Genomic DNA, 16290 nt, shown 5'->3' with positions numbered 1-16290 from the left:
AGCCCCCGTGGACCTTTCCGCACTGACCGCCATCGACGTCCACACCCACGTCGAGCAGGACGGGCACGGCTGCTTCGCCCTCGACCAGGAACTCCTGGACGCGTCGGCGAAGTACTTCCGCGCCGACCAGGACCGCACCCCGACGGTGACCTCGATCGCCGAGCACTACCGGGCGCGGAACATGGCCGCGGTCGTCTTCACGGTCGAGGCACCGGCCGCGACCGGGCACCCCGCACTCTCGAGCGAAGAGATCGCCGACGCGGCCGCCGAGCACGCCGACGTGCTCATCCCGTTCGGTTCGGTCGACCCGCACGCCGGCAAGGCCGCTGTGCGCCGCGCGCGGACGCTGGTCGCCGAGCACGGCGTCCGCGGCTTCAAGTTCCACCCGAGCCTGCAGGCGTTCGAGCCGAACGACGTCCGGTACTACTCCCTGTACGAGGCCATCCAGGAGCTGGGCGTGCCGGCGCTGTTCCACACCGGGCAGACGGGGATCGGCGCCGGGCTGCCGGGCGGGCACGGCATCAAGCTGCGCTACTCGAACCCGATGCTGCTCGACGACGTCGCCGCGGACTTCCCGGGGCTGACGATCATCCTGGCGCACCCTTCGGTGCCGTGGCAGGACGAGGCGATCTCGGTCGCGACGCACAAGGCGAACGTGTACATCGACCTCTCCGGCTGGTCGCCGAAGTACTTCCCGCCGCAGCTGGTCCACGCGGCGAACTCGCTGCTCAAGCGCAAGGTGCTGTTCGGCTCGGACTTCCCGGTGATCACCCCGGACCGCTGGCTCGCCGACTTCGCCGCCCTGGACATCAAGGACGAGGTGCGGCCGCTGATCCTCAAGGACAACGCCGTCCGGGTGCTCGGCCTGGGCTGAACGTTTGTCCGGTCCGTCCCCGGGCACCCGCCGGTGCTGGCACTTCTGCGGACGGAGGCGGACGTCGTGGCCGAGGGTGACGTGCACACCTACTTCGAAGACGGGCTGTGGAAGAACCGCGTCGAGGGCGGGAGCCGGGCGTCCAACACCTCTCCGCGCCGGACCGACGCCGTGCTCGCCGGGCGGCTGATCGCGAAGAAGCGGCGCGTCGCGCACGTGGTCCACACCCCGGAGGGCGACGTCGAGACCGAGCGCGACTTCCGGCCGCGGGTCAAACGTCCACAGTAGACGAAGACCCGCCTCCGCCCGGCGAAGGCCGGGGGTGGACCTGCGAGCGGAGGCGGGAGCCTGTATCCCTTACAACGCAGGGGAAAAGCCGGTGTTCCCCGACGTGACGCGGACCTCAGCCCCGGCGCAGCACGGCCCACACGGTCTTGCCGCCGGACCGGCGCCGGCTGCTCCCCCACGTCTTCGCGACCTTGGCGACCATCCGCAGGCCGAGTCCGGTCTCGGTCGGGTCCAGCCCTTCGCGGACCACCGCGGGGCGCGCACTTTCGTCGGCCACCTCGACGGTCAGCGTCCCCCGGCGCAGCACGAGTCCCAGCCGCGGCACCGAGTCCGTGTGCCGCAACACGTTTTCGACGAACTCGGTCGCGATCAGCTCCGCGTCCTCGGCCAGTTCGGGCACCCGCCACCGGTCGCAGACCCCGCGGACGAACCCGCGGGCCCGCGCCGACGTCCGGGCCGCCATCCGCCCGGCCCGCCGGCGGTCCGGGCGCTTCAGCGCGGCTTCCGCCGTGCCGGCGTCCGGGTACACCGGCACGCTCTGGCCGGCCAGCATCGCCCGCTGGTCGTCCCGCCCGGTGACGAGCGCGAACGGCACCGCCGGCCATTCGGCGACCCGCAGGGCGACCAGCGCGAACACGCCGATCAGCGCCGGATCGCGGATTTCGAGGTTCTCGATGTCGGCGAGCAGGCCGTCGGCCGACTCCGCCGCGAGCGCGAGCAGGCCGTCTCTCAGGAGCGGCCGGGTGGTCCGGTCGAGCACGCCGTCGACGACCGCCGTCGTCGACGGGGAGCCGTGGCGGGGGACCACCCGCACCGAGCTGTGCCGGGCGAGCACGGTGATCACCTCCTCGCCGGCCGGTGACCGGCCGAACCGTCCGGGTAGCCGATGCACGACCGCTCAAACCCGGTGCCGGGCATCGACCGTGCTCAGGTGTACGCCCGCAGCCGCCCGGGTACCCGGCATCGACTCACCCGGCACGAAGAGGGGAACCACCATCGCCACCGCGGTCCTGTTCGACGTCGACGGCACGCTCGTCGACTCCAACTACCTCCACGTCCACGCCTGGCGCCGGGCGTTCCACGAGCTGGCCCGGCCCGTCGACTCCTGGCGCGTGCACCGCGCGCTCGGCAAGGGGTCCGGCAAGCTGCTGAGCACCCTGCTGGGTGCCGACGACGCCGAGCGCGTCGGCGACGAGGTCAAGGAGCTGCACAGCCGCTTCTACCGGGAGACGGCCGAGCTGCTGCGGCCGTTCGACCACGCCCCGGAGCTGATCCGGACGCTGGCCGCGAAGGGTGTGCGGGTGGTCTTGGCGACGTCGGCGGGTCCCGACGAGCTGGACGAGCTCCGCCGCGTCCTCGGCGTGGACGACGTCGTGCGGGACATCGTCGCCGGCGCCGACGTGGAGGAGACCAAGCCGGACCCCGAGCCGGTGCTGGTGGCGCTGGAGAAGGCGGGCACGGCCCCGGAGGACACGATCTTCGTCGGCGACGCGGTCTGGGACGTGCGAGCCGCCACGAAGGCCGGTGTGCGCACGATCGGCGTCCTGTCGGGCGGGGTCGGCGCGGCGGAGCTGGAAGAGGCGGGCGCCATCACGACGTACGACGACGTCGCGGCCCTGCTCGCCGACCTGGAGAAGAGCCCGCTGGCCGAGCTGTTCAGCTGACCTTGCGGGCCACCAGCCGCTCGACCAGCCCCAGCTTGAACCGCTCCCGCCGGTCGATCGGCAGCCCGAGCGCCTCCACCAGCTTCAGCGGACGACGCCGGAAGTGCTCGCCCGCCAGCGGAACGCTGGCCAGCTCCACCAGCCACTGCATCGCCCGCACCGGCCACGACGACGCAGCCACGTGGTCGACCAGGATCAGCCGGCCGCCGGGACGCAGGACCCGGCTCATCTCGCCCACCGCCGCCGCGGGGTCCGGGATCGCGCAGAGGCCGAACGTGCACAGCACCGTGTCGAACGACGCCTCGGCGAACGGCAGCTCGTGTGCGCTGCCCTGCCGCAGGGTGACCGCCCGGCCGAGGTCGCGGGCTCGTGACCGCGCGAGCTCGAGCATCCCGGAGCTCAGGTCGAGCCCGGTGAGCGTCACCTCCGCGGGGTACCAGGCGAGGTTGAGCCCGGTCCCGACGGCGACTTCCAGCACCTCACCGGCCGCCTGCTCGCAGGCCCATTCCCGCGAGTCGCCGAAGAGGCGGCGGTCCCAGACACCCATCTCCGCGTCGTAGGTCGCCGACTTGCGGTCCCAGTACCGGTTCCACCGCTCCGCCTTGGTCATGCCCCCAGCGAAGCACGAACGGGCCCGGCAGCGCGCGCTGTCGGGCCCGTTCGTGCGTCAGCCGAGCATGCCGGGCTGGTACGAGCCGCCCTTCTGGTGCAGGATCACCGCGAGCCGGTTGGCCGAGTTCATCTGGGCCACGAGGGCGACCAGCGCGGCGGTCTGGTCGTCGTCGTAGTGCTCGCGCACGCGGTCCCAGGTGTCGTCGGAGACGCCGGGGTGGGCGTCGGCGATCCGGGTGCCCTCCTCGGCCAGCGCCAGCGCGGCCTGCTCGGCCTCGCCGAACACCGTCGCTTCGCGCCAGGCGGCGACGAGGTTGATCCGCACCGCGGTCTCCCCGGCGGCCGCGAGCTCCTGGGTGTGGATGTCGACGCACCAGCCGCAGCCGTTGATCTGGCTGACGCGCAACGACACCAGCTCCTGGGTGACTTTCGGCAGCGGCGACTGGATGATCGCGAGGCTCGCGGTGCCGAACCGCTTGGCGAACTTGGCACCGATCTCGTTGTCGGTCAGGCTGAACCGGGGTTCCATGATTCCTCATTCGGGGTCGTGAACCGGACGACCACGAGATGCCGCCCCACCCCGGCCCCGTGACAGTGACGACGGTCACGGTCACACCGCGGGCGCGGCCGGCATCCGGTGGGAAACTCCGCGAGACCGAAAGAGGAGCCACCATGGCCGACCCCGCCACCGAGGCGTTCCTCGCGCACCGGAACCTGCTGTTCACCGTCGCCTACCAGATGCTCGGCTCGGCCGCCGACGCCGAAGACGTCCTGCAGGAGACCTGGCTGCGCTGGGTGGGTGTGGACCTCGCCGCCGTGCGCGACGAGCGCGCGTACCTGGTCCGGATCACCACGCGCCTGGCACTGATGCGGCTGCGGACCCTGGGCCGGCGCAAGGAGTCCTACGTCGGCCCGTGGCTGCCCGAGCCGCTGCTGACCGCGCCCGACGTCGCCGAGGACGTCGAGCTGGCCGACAGCGTCTCGATGGCGATGCTGCTGGTGCTGGAGACGCTGACACCGGCCGAGCGCGCGGTGTTCGTGCTGCGCGAGGTGTTCGACGTGGGCTACGACGAGATCGCCGAAGCCGTCGGCAAGAGCCCGGCCGCGGTCCGCCAGATCGCCCACCGGGCCCGCTCCCACGTGGCGGCGCGCCGGCCGCGGGGCGACGTCTCCCCCGCCACCTCCCGGGACGCGCTGGAAGCGTTCCAGCACGCCGTCGAGACCGGCGACCTGCGGCACCTGCTGGACATCCTCGCCCCGGACGTCGTGTTCCTGGGCGACGGCGGCGGGGTGGTGCAGGCGGTGCTGGAGCCGGTCACGGGGGCCGCCGACGTGGCTCGCCTGCTGGCGGCCGGCCTGGGCAACTTCGCCGACGGGACGCTGGCGGCGGCGCAGGTCAACGGCTACCCGGCGCTGCTCCTGCGCCGCGACGGCGAGGTCGACACGGTGCTGGCGGTGCGCATCGACGACGGGCTCGTCACGGGGCTGTACGCGGTGCGCAACCCCGAGAAGCTGTCGCGGCTGGAGGAGGAGACGACGCTGCGGCGCTAGTGGTGCTTCTCCTTGAGGTCCCCCGCTTTCACGCCGACCAGCAGCACGGCCACGGCGACCAGCACGATCCCCGCACTGATCACCAGCCCCAGCGACAGGCTGCCGGTCGACTCCTGGATGAACCCCAGCAAGGACGGCGATGCCGCCGCTGCGAACGAGCCCATCGACGTCACCACCGCGATCCCCGTCGCCGCCGCGCGGTCGCTCAGGTAGATCGACGGGATCGAATAGAACACCGTCAGGCCCGAATAGTGGGCCGCCGCCATCACCGCCAGCAGGACGACCACCACCGGCACGCTGCCACCGGAGAACGCCAGCGCCAGCATCGCCGCGGCCGCCACCAGCCAGCTCACCGCCGCGTGCCACCGGCGCTCCAGCGTGCGGTCGGAGTGGCGGCCGACCACCAGCATCACGACGATGCCGAGCAGCGGCGGGATCGCCGAGAAGAACCCGAGGTTCAGCACGTCGCCCACGCCGGCCTCGGCGATGATCCGCGGCGTCCAGTACGAGACGGCGTTGGCCAGCGTGTAGGCCCCGCACGCGCACAGCCCGAGGATCCAGACCTTCGGGTCGCGCAACGCCGAAAGCATGCCGCCGTGCCGATCCGAAGGCTCCTCCTTCGACAGCCGCTCGGCCTCCAGGTCGGCCCGGACCAAAGCCTTCTGCGCCGGGCTGAGCCACTTCGCCTGCTCCGGCTCGTCGACGAGGAAGAACGCCACCAGCACGGCCAGCAGGATCGGCGGGATGCCCTCGATGAGGAACAGCCACTGCCAGTCGGCCAGGCCGGCGACGCCGCCGAGCGCGTGCATGATCCAGCCGGAGACGAGCGACCCGAGCACGCCCGACACCGGAACGCCGACGAAGAACACTGCGGTCATCCGCGTCCGGCGCGCGGAGGGGAACCACCGCGACAGCAGGTAGAGCGCCCCGGGGAAGAAGCCCGCTTCGGCGACGCCGAGCAGGAACCGGGCGATGTAGAACGTGGTTTCGTCCTGCACGAACAACGTCACGACCGTGACCACGCCCCAGGTGGCCATGATCCGGACCAGCGTCTTGCGGGCACCGATGCGCGCCAGCAGGGCGTTGCTGGGGACTTCGAAGAGGATGAACCCGACGAAGAACAGCGTGACGCCGAGCCCGTAGACCGCCGAGCCGAAGCCGAGGTCGCGCTTGAGCCCCTGCTGCGCGATGCCGATGTTCGTCCGGTCGATGAAGCTGACGACGTAGCAGACCACGAGCAGCGGCATGACCCGCAGGGCAATGGTCCGGTAGGTGGACGCGCGGTCGGCACCGCCGACCGCTGGGGGCCGTCCGGTGACGGCGGGGTGTTCGGCCACGGCTACTCGACTCCTTCGTCAGGCGGGGCGTGCGGCGCCAGTCTCGGCATCCGGTGTTGTGTTTGTCAACACCGGATCGGCAACGGCTACGATGACCGCCATGGCGGAACGCGCGGACGGCCGAGACCTGGTGCCCATCTCCGGACTCCTCTCCTACCGGCTCTCCCGCACGTCGTCGGCGATGTCGCGCAGCGCCGCGCTGCGCTACCGGCGGGAGTTCGACGTCAGCCTCGGCGAATGGCGGGCGATCTCGCTCATCGCCGCCGACCCCACCCTGACGCTCAACCGCCTCGCTCGCCGGGCCGGGCTGGACAAAGCGCAGATGAGCCGGGTGGTCAGCCGCCTGACCGAGCGCGGGCTGGTGGACCGGACAGCCGGCTCGGGCCGCACCTCCCAGCTCGCCCTCACCACCGAGGGCACCCGCGTCTACCGCGGCCTGATCGCCGCGGCGAACGAGCGCGACGCGGAGTTCCTCGCCGCACTGACCCCCGAAGAGGCGGCGACCCTGAGCGGTGCGCTGGACAAGCTCGCCGACCTGGCGCTGGCCGTCGAGGAACGTGAGCGCACCCACGCCGGCGACCTCGACTGTTGACTTTATCAACAGGCCGGCGTAGTTCTGGAGCCACCGAACAGGAGGTGGCCCGATGCCCGACGCCGTCACGATCTGCGAGTGCTTCGCCCGCGACGGGCTGCAGCACGAGCCGGAGTTCGTGCCGACCGCGACGAAGGTCGCGCTGCTGGACTCCTTCGCGGACGCGGGGTTCCGGCGGATCGAGGCGACCAGCTACAGCCACCCCGAGCGGGTGCCGGGGTTCTCGGACGCCTCCGAGGTCCTGACGAAGATCCGGCGCCGTCCCGGCGTCGCGGTCAAGGCGACCTGCCCGAACCCGCGCGCGGTGCGGCGCGCCCTGGCCGACCTCGACGCCGGCCACGGCGCCGACGAGCTGAGCCTGCTGGTCTCGGCCAGCGAAAGCCACACCGAGCGCAACCTCCGCACGTCCAGAGCCGGGCAGTGGGAGCGCGTCGAGGAGATGGTCCGGCTGGCCGGCGGCCGGTTCAAGCTGGTCGGGGTGGTCTCGGTGGCGTTCGGCTGCCCGTTCGAAGGCGCCGTCGACCCCGGCCGCGTCGCCGAGGACGTCGCCCGCTTCGCCGACCTCGGCGCCGACCTGGTCACGCTGGGCGACACCACCGGCGTCGCGACCCCACCCTCGGTCCGCGCGCTCTTCGCGCGGCTGACCACCGCGGTGCCCGTGGTCGCGCACTTCCACAACACCCGCGGCACCGGCATCGCCAACGCCGTCGCGGCCCTCGAGGCCGGCTGCCGGAACTTCGACACCGCGATGGGCGGCGTCGGCGGCCACCCGTCGGCCATCCGGTACGGCGCCGGGCTGACCGGCAACGTCTGCACCGAAGACCTGGTCAGCCTGTTCGACGCGATGGGCGTCGACACCGGCCTCGACCTCGGCCTCCTCGCGAAGGCCTCGGCCGCCTGCGAAGAAGCCCTCGGCCGGCCCCTGCACAGCATGGTGGCCCGCGCCGGCTTCACCCCGACCCCGAACCAGGAGAACCCGTGACCGTCATCGTCGAGGACCGCGGCCCCGTCCGCGTCCTGACTCTGAACCGGCCCGAGAAGCTCAACGCCCTCGACACGGCGCTGACCCGCTCGCTCAGCGAAGCGTTCGCCGCCGCCGAGGCCGATCGGGACGTCCGCGCGGTCGTGCTCACCGGCGCCGGCCGCGGCTTCTGCGCCGGGGCCGACCTCGGCGAGTTCTCGTCTCTGACGCCTGAGCGCGCCGACGCCGTCCTCGAGCGCGCCGCGCTCACCGCGAAATTGCAGGTCCAGGCGCGGGAGCTGCGCGTCCCGGTGGTGGCGGCCGTGCGCGGTGCCGCCGTCGGCGGTGGCGCCGGGCTGGCGATCGGCGCGGACATGGTCGTCGCCGGCACCGACCTCAAGTTCGGCTACCCCGAGCTCAAGCACTCGATCGTCCCGGCGCTGGTGATGACCGGGCTCGTCCAGCACCTCGGCCGCAAGCTCGCGTTCGAACTGGTCAGCACCGGACGGCTGCTGACCGCCGCCGAAGCCTTCGAACACGGCCTGGTCAACCGCGTCGTCTCGCCGGACGAGGTGCTGCCGGCCGCGCTGGAGATCGCCGAGCACTGGGCGAAAGTCGAGCCGCGGGCCATCGCCGCCGCGAAGAACCTGTTCTACCGCGTGGCCGACCTGCCGACGGACGCCGCGATGCGCGCCGGGCAGGACGTCAACGCGCTGATGCGGGGGTTCCGCGCATGACCGGGCCGCTCTCCGGGGTCACCGTGCTGGACTTCTCCCGCGTCCTCGCCGCTCCCCTGGCGACGCAGGTGCTCGCCGAACTGGGCGCGACTGTGATCAAGGTCGAGCGTCCGGGATCCGGGGACGAGACCCGCGGCTTCGAACCCCGGCTCCCCCACGGCGAGAGCGCGTACTTCTTCGCCTTCAACCGGGGCAAGAAATCCGTGACGCTCGACCTGAAGGACCCGCGCGGCCAAGCCCTCGCCCGAAAACTCGCCGAGCACGCCGACGTCTTCGTCGAGAACTTCCTGCCCGGCACGCTGGACCGCCTCGGGCTCGGGTACGCGGACCTCGCCGCCGGGAACCCCGGGCTGGTTTACGTGTCCGCGACCGGGTTCGGGCAGACCGGCCCGGACCGCGACCGCAAGGGCTACGACACCGTGTTCCAGGCGCTGTCCGGTGTGATGGCGATGACCGGCGAGCCGGACGGGCCGCCGTCGAAGACCGGGATCCCGGTGGCGGACCTGACGTCCGGGCTCTGGGTGGTCATCGCGGTGCTGTCCGGGCTGGCCGGGCGCGCGGCGTCGGGGCGGGGCCGCCACCTCGACGTGTCCATGATGGACGTCCAGCTGAGCCTGCACGCGCTCAACGCGGCGCGGCTCTTCGCGCTCGGCGAGGACCCGGTGCGGACCGGCACCGAGCACCCCGGCCGGGTCCCGTCGGCGGCGTTCCAGGCCGGCGACGGCGCCTGGCTGCACATCAGCGGCAGCGACCAGCACTGGGGTCCACTGTGTACGGTCCTCGGCCTCGATGACCTGGCCGCGGATCCCGCGCTGCGGGGGAACTCCGGCCGCGTCGAGCAGCGCGCGCGGGTGATGAAGGCGCTGCGCGGCGCGATCGCGCAGCACGACCGCGACCCGCTCGTGAAGGAGCTGCGCGCGGCCGACGTCCCGGTCGGTGCGGTCCGCTCGGTGCGGGAGGCTCTCGCCGATCCCCACGCCGTCGCGCGCGGGGTCGTCGGCGAGTTCACCCACCCGTCGGAGGGGACGTTCCCGGCGCTGCGGACGCCGTTGCGCGAGACTGCGGGAGAGGCCCCGGTGCCGGGCGTGCCACCGCTGCTCGGCGCCGACACCGACGACGTCCTGGCGGAGCTGGGGCTCGCCGCTGCCGAAATCGACGACCTGCGGACCGACGGGGTGATCCGATGACCGAACGCGTGGTTGTCGAGGTGACCGACGGGATCGCGCGCGTCGAGCTCGCGCGCCCCGAGGCCCGCAACGCCCTGGACCTGCCGATGTGCCACCAGCTGCGGGAAGCGTTCGAGTCGCTGGACGACGACGTCCGGGTCGTGCTGCTGAGCGGGCGCGGGCCGGTGTTCTGCGCGGGCGCCGACCTCAAGGAACGGACCGGCAAGGACGCCGCGTGGGTGCGACGCCGCCGCGTCGCCTCCTTCGCCGCGTACTCGGCCATCGAGCAGTGCCGGGTGCCGGTCGTCGCCCTGGCGCAGGGCGCCGTCGTCGGCTCGGGCGGGGAGATCACCCTCGCCGCCGACTTCGCGCTGGCCGCCGAAGGCACCGTCTTCCGGTTCCCCGAGCCGCACTGGGGTACCGTCGGCGCGACCCAGCGCCTGCAGCGCGCCATCGGCAAGCGCCGGGCCAAGGAGCTGCTGTTCACCAACCGCGCGCTCGACGCCGAAGAGGCCGCCGACCTGGGTGTCGTCACCCGCGTCGTGCCGGCGGGCGAGCTGCTCGCGGCCGGCGACGAGACGGCCGCGAGCATCGCCAAGGCGCCGCCGCTGGCCATCGCGCTCACCAAGCGCGCGGTCGACCTCGGCTCGGAGACCGACCTCGACCGCGGGATCCGGATCGAGCTGGCCGCCATCGAACAGTGCCTCGCCGACGGCGGCTGGCGCGACGGCGTCGCCCGCTTCACCGCCGGGAACGGAGAACCGCGATGACCGACCTGCGCACCGCCTGCCCGCTGACCACCCACGAGGTCCTCGCCCGCGCGGCCCTGCTCGCGCCGGACGTCGAAGCCGTCGTCACGGCCGACGAGCGGGTCACCTACGGCGAGCTGGCCGACCGGGTCGCGCGGATCCGGGCCGGGCTGGCCGCCGCCGGCGTCGGCCGCGGCGACCGCGTCGGGATCTGCCTCGGCAACGGACCGGACTGGGCCGCCTTGTTCCACGCGATCGGGGCGGCGGGCGCCGTCGCGGTGCCGGTCAACACGCGGTTCACCGCCGACGAAGTGCGCTACACGCTGGAACACGCCCGCGTGCGGACGCTGTTCGTCGCTTCCCGGGTGCTCAACGTGGACTTCGCCCGGATGCTGCGGGAAATCGGGATCGAGTCCCTTCCCGCCTTGGAGAAGGTCGTCGTGCTCGGCGACGACGTTCCGCCGTTCGCGTCTTCGTGGGACGAGTTCCTTTCCGGTTCTTCGGAGCCTCCCGCGCCGGCCGGGTCGCCGGACGACGTCCTGCTCGTGCAGTACACCTCCGGGACGACGTCCCGGCCGAAAGGTGTCCTGCTCACCCATCGCAGCATGTGCGCGGACGCGTTCTTCTCCGGCGCGCGGATGGGCCTGCGCCCGGGCGACCGGTTCCACTCGGCGCGGCCGTTCTTCCACGTCGCCGGCAGCACGCTGTCGGTGCTCGCGTCGGCCCAGCACGCCACCACGCTGGTGACCATGCCGAAGTTCGAACCGGAAGAAGCCCTGCGGCTCCTGGAAGCCGAGCGCTGCACGCACTTCTCCGGCAACGACACCATCGCGCTGTTGCTGCTGAACCAGCCTGCACGCACGCAGCGCCGGCTGGTCCTGCGCGGCGCGTGGGTGGCGGCGTCGCCGACCGTGATCCGGCGGGTCATCGACGAGCTGGGTGCGCACGAATGCGTTGCGGGGTATGGGCTTTCCGAGGCGTCGCCGAACGTCGCGCAGTCGGCGTGGTGGGAGCCTTCGGACATCCGCGCCTCCGGCGCGATGGCCGTGCAGCCGGGGGTCGAGGTGCGGATCCGCGCGCTCGACGCCGACCGCGACTGCGGGCCCGGCGAGCCGGGCGCGGTGCTGGTGCGCGGCTGGAACGTGATGGCCGGTTACCTCGACGACCCGGTGAAGACGGCCGAGACGATCGACGCCGAGGGCTGGCTGTCCACCGGGGACGTCGGCCTGCTCGACGAGTCCGGGCGGTTCCACTTCACCGGCCGGACGAAGGACATCATCCGCGTCGGCGGCGAGAACGTCGCGCCGGCGGACATCGAGGACACGCTGCACCGGCACCCGCTGGTCCGGCAGGCGGCGGTCGTCGGCGTCCCGGACGCCCGGCTGGTCGAGGTGCCGTTCGCGTTCGTCGTGCTGACTTCGCCGGACGTCACCGAGGCCGAGCTGCTGGGCTGGGCGCGGACGCGGATGGCGGGGTTCAAGGTGCCGCGGCACCTGCGGATCGTCGACGGCTTCGAGGGCATCGGCATGACGGCCAGCTCGAAGGTGCAGAAGAACCGGCTGGCCGCGCACGCGCGTTCCCTGCTGGAGGAGGCGTGACGCGCATCGCCACTCCGGTGACCCGGTTGCTGGGCATCGACCTGCCGGTCGTGCAGGCCGGGATGTCGTGGGCGTCGTCGAGTTCGGCGCTGCCGCTCGCCGTCTCCAACGCGGGCGGCCTCGGCGTGGTGGCGGCGGGCCCGATGCGGCTGCCCGACCTTTCCCGCGTGCTGGCGGAAACGGCAGCGGGCACCGACCGACCGTGGGCGGTGAACCTCCCTCTGTACCGCGCCGAAGTCGACGAGGTGATCGACCTGGTCCTGCGCCACCGTCCCCCGGTCCTGATCGCCTCCCAGGGCGGCCCGCGGCGGTACCTGGCCCGCTTCCACGACGTGGGGACGCGCTGCCTGCACGTGGTGGCCGGGGTCGATCACGCCGTGAAGGCGGCTTCGGCCGGCGTGGACGGGCTGGTCGTCGTCGGCGCCGAAGCCGGCGGGCACCCGCCGCCCGCGATGGTCGCGACGGCGGTGCTGGTGCGGGCGGTGGCGCGGGCGGTTCCCCTGCCCTTGATCGCGTCGGGCGGCGTCGCGGACGGTTTCGGCCTGGCGGCGATGCTCGCCCTCGGCGCCGGTGCCGCCCAGTTCGGCACGCGGTTCCTGGCCAGCACCGAGGCTTCCGTGCACGCCGCGTACAAGCAGGCGGTGCTCTCGGCCGGGGTCGACGGCACGCGGACCGTCGGCCGGGGCTTGGGCGTCATCCGGGCCTTGGACAACGACTTCACCGCGCGGATGCTGGCCCTGGAGGCTTCCGGCGCGGAGGAATCCCTACGACGCAAGACTTTTCAGGCTTCGACACTGCGCGACGCCGCCCTCCACGGTGACGTCGCGCAGGGCAAGGTCGAGGCCGGCCAGTCCGCCGGCCTGGTCGACGAGGTGCTCCCGGCGGCCCGGATCGTGGCGCGGATCGTGCGGGAGTACCGGGAAGCCCGCGCCGGCCTCCCGCCCGTCACCGGGGACTGACCGGCCCCGGTCGCGCGGGGACGCCGGGGCCCCGCCCCCGGCGTCCCCCGATCGGTCACTCCGTGCCGGTGGCCGCGGCCGCGATCACCTCGGCCACCGTGTCCGGCTGGGACACCGCGACCGCGTGGGAGGCGTCGATCCGGCGGACCGTCGACGACGCGCGCTCGGCCATGAACTCCTGCGCCGCGGCCGGGATCGCGTTGTCCTGGTTGGCGATCAGCGTCCACGAAGGGAGCTTCGTCCACGCGGGCGTGCCCTCGAACGGCGCGGCCAGCGCCTGCTGCGCGACCGGCCGCTGGGTGACCGCCAGGATCGCGGCGGTCTCCGCCGGGACGTCGGCCGCGAAGACCTCGGCGAAGTCCGCCGGCTTGATCGACAGCTCGGGCGCGCCGTCGTGCACCAGGACGTTCGTGGTCTCCGGGCCGAGCTTCGCGCCCGGGTAGCGGCCGGACAGCTCGAACACGCTCTCGCCGGCGTCGGGCTGGAACGCGGCGATGTAGACCAGGGCGCGGACGTTCGGCGTCTCGGTGGCCGCGCGGGTGATCAGTGCGCCGCCGTAGGAGTGGCCGGCGAGCACCACGGGGCCGTCGACGCCCTTGACGACGTCCGCGACGTAGGCCGCGTCGGACTCGACGCCGCGCAGCGGGTTCGCCACCGCGACGACCGGGAAGCCCTGCTCCTGCAGCTTCGCGACAACGCCGGTCCAGCTCGACGAGTCGGCGAAAGCGCCGTGGACCAGGACGATGGTGGGCTTGCTCATGACTGGCTCCTTAGAGAGAACGATCGGTCTTTCTGTCTCCATACTCTGGCCGCTCGGGGACGCCGTGGCAATGTGACGAAGCCGATCTAGCAGAACGATCATTCTTTCTCTATGCTGGCGGGATGACGTCTGCCGAGGTGCACCCGAAGGACCGGCTGCTGGCGACCGCGTCCCGGCTCTTCTACGCGGAGGGCATCCACGCGGTCGGGGTGGAACGCCTGGTCACCGAGGCGGCCGTGACCCGGGCGACGTTCTACCGGCACTACCCCACGAAGGACGACCTGGTGGCGGCGTACCTCGCGGAGACGAGCCGCCAGATCCGCCAGGCCGTCGACGCGGCCCGCGCGGGCAAGCCGCCGCGTGAGGCACTGGCCTCGACCCTGTCGGTGGTGGGCGACGCGACGTGCGGCGAGGATTTCCGCGGCTGCCAGTTCCTCAACGCGGCGGCGGAGTACCCCGACCCCGGTTCCCTGGTCCGCCGGGTGATCGACGACCACCGCCAGTGGTTCTTCGAGGTCCTCCGCAGCGACGCGGCGGCACTGGGCCACCCGGAACCGAACCACGCGGCGCGGGTCCTGGTGCTCCTCCGCGACGGCGCGTTGCACGGCGGAGAGCTGGACGACGCGCAGACGGTGCGAGCGACACTCCGGCGCGCGGTCGAGGACTTCTTCCCCGCCTGACCCCGGGCCAGGCGGCAGTAAGTCCGTGAATGGCACATCGCCGGACTTGAAGTCCCTCGATGTGCCATTCACGGACTTCTCGCCCCGGCCGGGCCACCGCCCCCGGGCGTGCTGGAATGGTCGTCGTGCCGTCCGAACTGCCCGAAGACCCGCTCCCCCGCGTCGACCGGTCCCGGGCCCTGCTCTTCGCCCTGCCCGCCGCCGGACGCCGGTGGAGTGCCGGGCTGCGGGCCGCGGCCGCCGTCGCGCTCCCCGGCGCCGGCGTAGTCCTCGCCGGGCACGCCGACGTCGCCCTCTTCGTCACCTTCGGCGCCTTCGCCGTCCTCTATGGCGAAGGCCGCCCCTACCGCGTCCGCGCCCGGGTGGTGCTCACCGCCGCCGCCCTGCTGCTGCTCGTCGCCGCGCTGGGCACGGCCGCCGGGCGCACCGGCAGCAAGGCCGCCGTCGTCGTCGTGGTCACCGCGGTCGCGATCCTCGCCGTCTACGCCGTCGACGCCCTGCGGCTCGGGCCGCCCGGCGCGCTGTTCTTCGCCCTCGTCTGCGGCGGTGCCCTCGTCGCCACCGAAGCCGGCGCCGATCCGGCAGCCCTGCTCACCTGCACGGCGCTGGGCGGCGCGTCCTCGGTGATCGTGTCGATGGCCGGACGGATCGCCGACCGGGACAAACCGGAACGCGTCGCGGTCCGGAAAGCGATCAAGGCGATCGACGTCGCGGCGGAAAACCCCGGCGCGCAGGCACGCCACGCGGCCGGCTCGGCGATATCCGCGGCGTGGAACGCCGTCCACGACGCCGGCCAAGGCCCCGGATCCGAACTCGCGACGACGCTCTTCGCCGCCCACCGGCGCTTCGCGGACGCGACCGGCACCGAAGCCGGCCTCGACGAAGCCCCGCCCGGCGGCACCCTCCCCCTCGCCCGTCCCAGTGTCGGCTACCGGCTGCGACGGTCGGCCTCGCCGCGCTCCCACGCCACGGTGACGGCCCTGCGCGTGGGAGCCGCCTGCGCGATCGCCGGCAGTCTCAGCGCCGCACTCGGCCTGACGCGCCCGCATTGGGCGGTCCTCAGCGCGCTGGTAGTCCTGCAGCAGGGCACCAGCCGGGTCCACGCGAACGTGCGCGGCCTCCAGCGCTTCGCCGGCACCGCCGTCGGCCTGGGACTCTTCGCCACCCTGTCCCTCGCCGAACCCACCGGCTTCGCGGTGGTCGCCGCCATCGCGGCGCTGCAGTTCTGCATCGAGCTGTTCGTCCCGCGCAACTACGCGGTGGCCGTCGTGTTCATCACGCCGGTGGCGCTGCTGGCCGGCGGCGCCTCGGCGACCGGCCCGGTCGGCCCGGTGATCCGCGACCGCCTCGTGGAGACTGCGATCGGCGTCGCGCTCGCGATGCTGGCGCAGTACCTGCTCGTCCCGAACGCGCACCGGAAGACGTTCCGCTGGACCGAGTCCCGCGTCCGCGCCGCGGCCCGGACGCTGCTCGCGACCGGCCCCGCAGCAATGCCTCTGCGGCGCGACCTGCAGTTCGAGCTGGAGGGCACGACCCGCGCGGCGATCGACTCGGCCCACAACGACCTCGCCTGGACGCGACGGCACTGGCCGGCCCACGCGGAGCTCGTCCACCTCGGCTACGACCTGCTGGCCGCCTGCTGGGCGAGCGCGCCCGGCGGGCAGCTCGCCGGCACGCAGGAATGGGAACAAGCCTTCCGATAGCTTTCACCTGCGCAAACCCAGCAGAACTAGGCCGAACGGGTTACCGTCGAAAAAGCACA

Annotated in this window: 18 protein-coding genes; 13 read left to right on the top strand and 5 right to left on the bottom strand. The window is 73.0% G+C overall.

All coding sequences use genetic code 11. The features are described 5' to 3' along the window. The first annotated feature begins 7 nt into the window (after positions 1-7). Both couO and QRX60_RS32455 read left to right on the top strand, forming a co-directional pair. On the top strand, positions 8-874 hold the full coding sequence (couO, locus tag QRX60_RS32460; RefSeq protein WP_285995240.1) for a 4-hydroxyphenyl-beta-ketoacyl-CoA hydrolase: 867 nt from the start codon (positions 8-10) through the stop codon (positions 872-874). Positions 875-940: 66 nt separating this feature from the next. Further along, positions 941-1162 carry a DUF2188 domain-containing protein gene (locus tag QRX60_RS32455; RefSeq protein WP_286003742.1) on the top strand — a complete coding sequence of 74 codons (222 nt, stop codon included), beginning with the start codon at positions 941-943 and terminating at the stop codon, positions 1160-1162. A 115-nt stretch (positions 1163-1277) separates the two neighbouring features. Here QRX60_RS32455 and QRX60_RS32450 read toward each other — a convergent pair whose 3' ends face one another. Continuing rightward, on the bottom strand, positions 1278-2006 hold the full coding sequence (locus QRX60_RS32450) for an ATP-binding protein (protein WP_408630150.1): 729 nt from the start codon (positions 2004-2006) through the stop codon (positions 1278-1280). Positions 2007-2085: 79 nt separating this feature from the next. Between QRX60_RS32450 and QRX60_RS32445 the strand changes: the two genes are divergently transcribed. Then, positions 2086-2826, top strand: a complete 741-nt coding sequence (locus QRX60_RS32445; protein ID WP_285995239.1) for an HAD family hydrolase — start codon at positions 2086-2088, stop codon at positions 2824-2826. Here the strand turns inward: QRX60_RS32445 and QRX60_RS32440 are convergent. Together QRX60_RS32440 and QRX60_RS32435 are read right to left on the bottom strand one after the other, a co-directional pair. After that, on the bottom strand, positions 2819-3436 hold the full coding sequence (locus QRX60_RS32440) for a class I SAM-dependent methyltransferase (protein WP_285995238.1): 618 nt from the start codon (positions 3434-3436) through the stop codon (positions 2819-2821). The two genes, QRX60_RS32445 and QRX60_RS32440, sit on opposite strands and share 8 nt — an antisense overlap. Positions 3437-3493: 57 nt before the next feature. Next, on the bottom strand, positions 3494-3967 hold the full coding sequence (locus QRX60_RS32435) for a carboxymuconolactone decarboxylase family protein (protein ID WP_285995237.1): 474 nt from the start codon (positions 3965-3967) through the stop codon (positions 3494-3496). Between the two features lie 143 nt (positions 3968-4110). Here QRX60_RS32435 and QRX60_RS32430 point away from each other — a divergent pair, with 143 nt between their 5' ends. Continuing rightward, positions 4111-4989: an RNA polymerase sigma-70 factor gene (locus tag QRX60_RS32430; RefSeq protein ID WP_285995236.1), complete on the top strand. Its 879-nt coding sequence runs from the start codon at positions 4111-4113 to the stop codon at positions 4987-4989. On the opposite strand, the gene QRX60_RS32425 is transcribed toward QRX60_RS32430, so the two are convergent. Then, positions 4986-6326: an MFS transporter gene (locus QRX60_RS32425; protein ID WP_285995235.1), complete on the bottom strand. Its 1341-nt coding sequence runs from the start codon at positions 6324-6326 to the stop codon at positions 4986-4988. The genes QRX60_RS32430 and QRX60_RS32425 overlap by 4 nt on opposite strands. Positions 6327-6426: 100 nt before the next feature. Between QRX60_RS32425 and QRX60_RS32420 the strand changes: the two genes are divergently transcribed. From QRX60_RS32420 to QRX60_RS32390, 7 genes are read left to right on the top strand one after another with little or no spacing between them, the layout of a single operon-like run. Further along, positions 6427-6918, top strand: a complete 492-nt coding sequence (locus QRX60_RS32420; protein ID WP_285995234.1) for a MarR family winged helix-turn-helix transcriptional regulator — start codon at positions 6427-6429, stop codon at positions 6916-6918. A gap of 52 nt (positions 6919-6970) precedes the next feature. Further along, on the top strand, positions 6971-7900 hold the full coding sequence (locus QRX60_RS32415) for a hydroxymethylglutaryl-CoA lyase (protein ID WP_285995233.1): 930 nt from the start codon (positions 6971-6973) through the stop codon (positions 7898-7900). Next, positions 7897-8616, top strand: a complete 720-nt coding sequence (locus QRX60_RS32410; RefSeq protein ID WP_285995232.1) for an enoyl-CoA hydratase/isomerase family protein — start codon at positions 7897-7899, stop codon at positions 8614-8616. Before QRX60_RS32415 ends, QRX60_RS32410 begins: the two co-directional genes overlap by 4 nt. Continuing rightward, positions 8613-9803 carry a CaiB/BaiF CoA transferase family protein gene (locus QRX60_RS32405; protein WP_285995231.1) on the top strand — a complete coding sequence of 397 codons (1191 nt, stop codon included), beginning with the start codon at positions 8613-8615 and terminating at the stop codon, positions 9801-9803. The genes QRX60_RS32410 and QRX60_RS32405 overlap by 4 nt, the downstream gene beginning before the upstream one ends. Then, a complete protein-coding gene (locus QRX60_RS32400) occupies positions 9800-10552 on the top strand; it encodes an enoyl-CoA hydratase/isomerase family protein (RefSeq protein ID WP_285995230.1) in 753 nt (250 codons plus the stop codon). Before QRX60_RS32405 ends, QRX60_RS32400 begins: the two co-directional genes overlap by 4 nt. After that, positions 10549-12129: an AMP-binding protein gene (locus tag QRX60_RS32395; protein ID WP_285995229.1), complete on the top strand. Its 1581-nt coding sequence runs from the start codon at positions 10549-10551 to the stop codon at positions 12127-12129. Before QRX60_RS32400 ends, QRX60_RS32395 begins: the two co-directional genes overlap by 4 nt. Next, positions 12126-13088 (top strand): NAD(P)H-dependent flavin oxidoreductase, encoded by a 963-nt coding sequence (locus tag QRX60_RS32390; RefSeq protein WP_285995228.1) that lies wholly within the window; start codon positions 12126-12128, stop codon positions 13086-13088. Before QRX60_RS32395 ends, QRX60_RS32390 begins: the two co-directional genes overlap by 4 nt. A 55-nt stretch (positions 13089-13143) precedes the next feature. On the opposite strand, the gene QRX60_RS32385 is transcribed toward QRX60_RS32390, so the two are convergent. After that, positions 13144-13848: an alpha/beta fold hydrolase gene (locus QRX60_RS32385; protein WP_285995227.1), complete on the bottom strand. Its 705-nt coding sequence runs from the start codon at positions 13846-13848 to the stop codon at positions 13144-13146. A 122-nt stretch (positions 13849-13970) separates the two neighbouring features. Here QRX60_RS32385 and QRX60_RS32380 point away from each other — a divergent pair, with 122 nt between their 5' ends. Continuing rightward, a complete protein-coding gene (locus tag QRX60_RS32380) occupies positions 13971-14528 on the top strand; it encodes a TetR/AcrR family transcriptional regulator (RefSeq protein ID WP_285995226.1) in 558 nt (185 codons plus the stop codon). A 125-nt stretch (positions 14529-14653) separates the two neighbouring features. After that, positions 14654-16231 (top strand): FUSC family protein, encoded by a 1578-nt coding sequence (locus tag QRX60_RS32375; RefSeq protein ID WP_285995225.1) that lies wholly within the window; start codon positions 14654-14656, stop codon positions 16229-16231. The last annotated feature ends 59 nt before the right edge of the window (positions 16232-16290 follow it).

Source organism: Amycolatopsis mongoliensis (genome assembly GCF_030285665.1).
GTDB classification, from domain to species: domain Bacteria; phylum Actinomycetota; class Actinomycetes; order Mycobacteriales; family Pseudonocardiaceae; genus Amycolatopsis; species Amycolatopsis mongoliensis.
This window is presented reverse-complemented; position numbering and strand designations above follow the sequence as displayed.

Coding starts and splice junctions, on each gene's coding strand:
- QRX60_RS32430 (WP_285995236.1), top strand. CDS start 4,111: ATGGCCGACCCCGCCACCGAGGCGTTCCTCGCGCACCGGAACCTGCTG.
- QRX60_RS32400 (WP_285995230.1), top strand. CDS start 9,800: ATGACCGAACGCGTGGTTGTCGAGGTGACCGACGGGATCGCGCGCGTC.
- QRX60_RS32395 (WP_285995229.1), top strand. CDS start 10,549: ATGACCGACCTGCGCACCGCCTGCCCGCTGACCACCCACGAGGTCCTC.
- QRX60_RS32420 (WP_285995234.1), top strand. CDS start 6,427: ATGGCGGAACGCGCGGACGGCCGAGACCTGGTGCCCATCTCCGGACTC.
- QRX60_RS32415 (WP_285995233.1), top strand. CDS start 6,971: ATGCCCGACGCCGTCACGATCTGCGAGTGCTTCGCCCGCGACGGGCTG.
- QRX60_RS32440 (WP_285995238.1), bottom strand. CDS start 3,436: ATGACCAAGGCGGAGCGGTGGAACCGGTACTGGGACCGCAAGTCGGCG.
- QRX60_RS32380 (WP_285995226.1), top strand. CDS start 13,971: ATGACGTCTGCCGAGGTGCACCCGAAGGACCGGCTGCTGGCGACCGCG.
- QRX60_RS32385 (WP_285995227.1), bottom strand. CDS start 13,848: ATGAGCAAGCCCACCATCGTCCTGGTCCACGGCGCTTTCGCCGACTCG.
- QRX60_RS32405 (WP_285995231.1), top strand. CDS start 8,613: ATGACCGGGCCGCTCTCCGGGGTCACCGTGCTGGACTTCTCCCGCGTC.
- QRX60_RS32435 (WP_285995237.1), bottom strand. CDS start 3,967: ATGGAACCCCGGTTCAGCCTGACCGACAACGAGATCGGTGCCAAGTTC.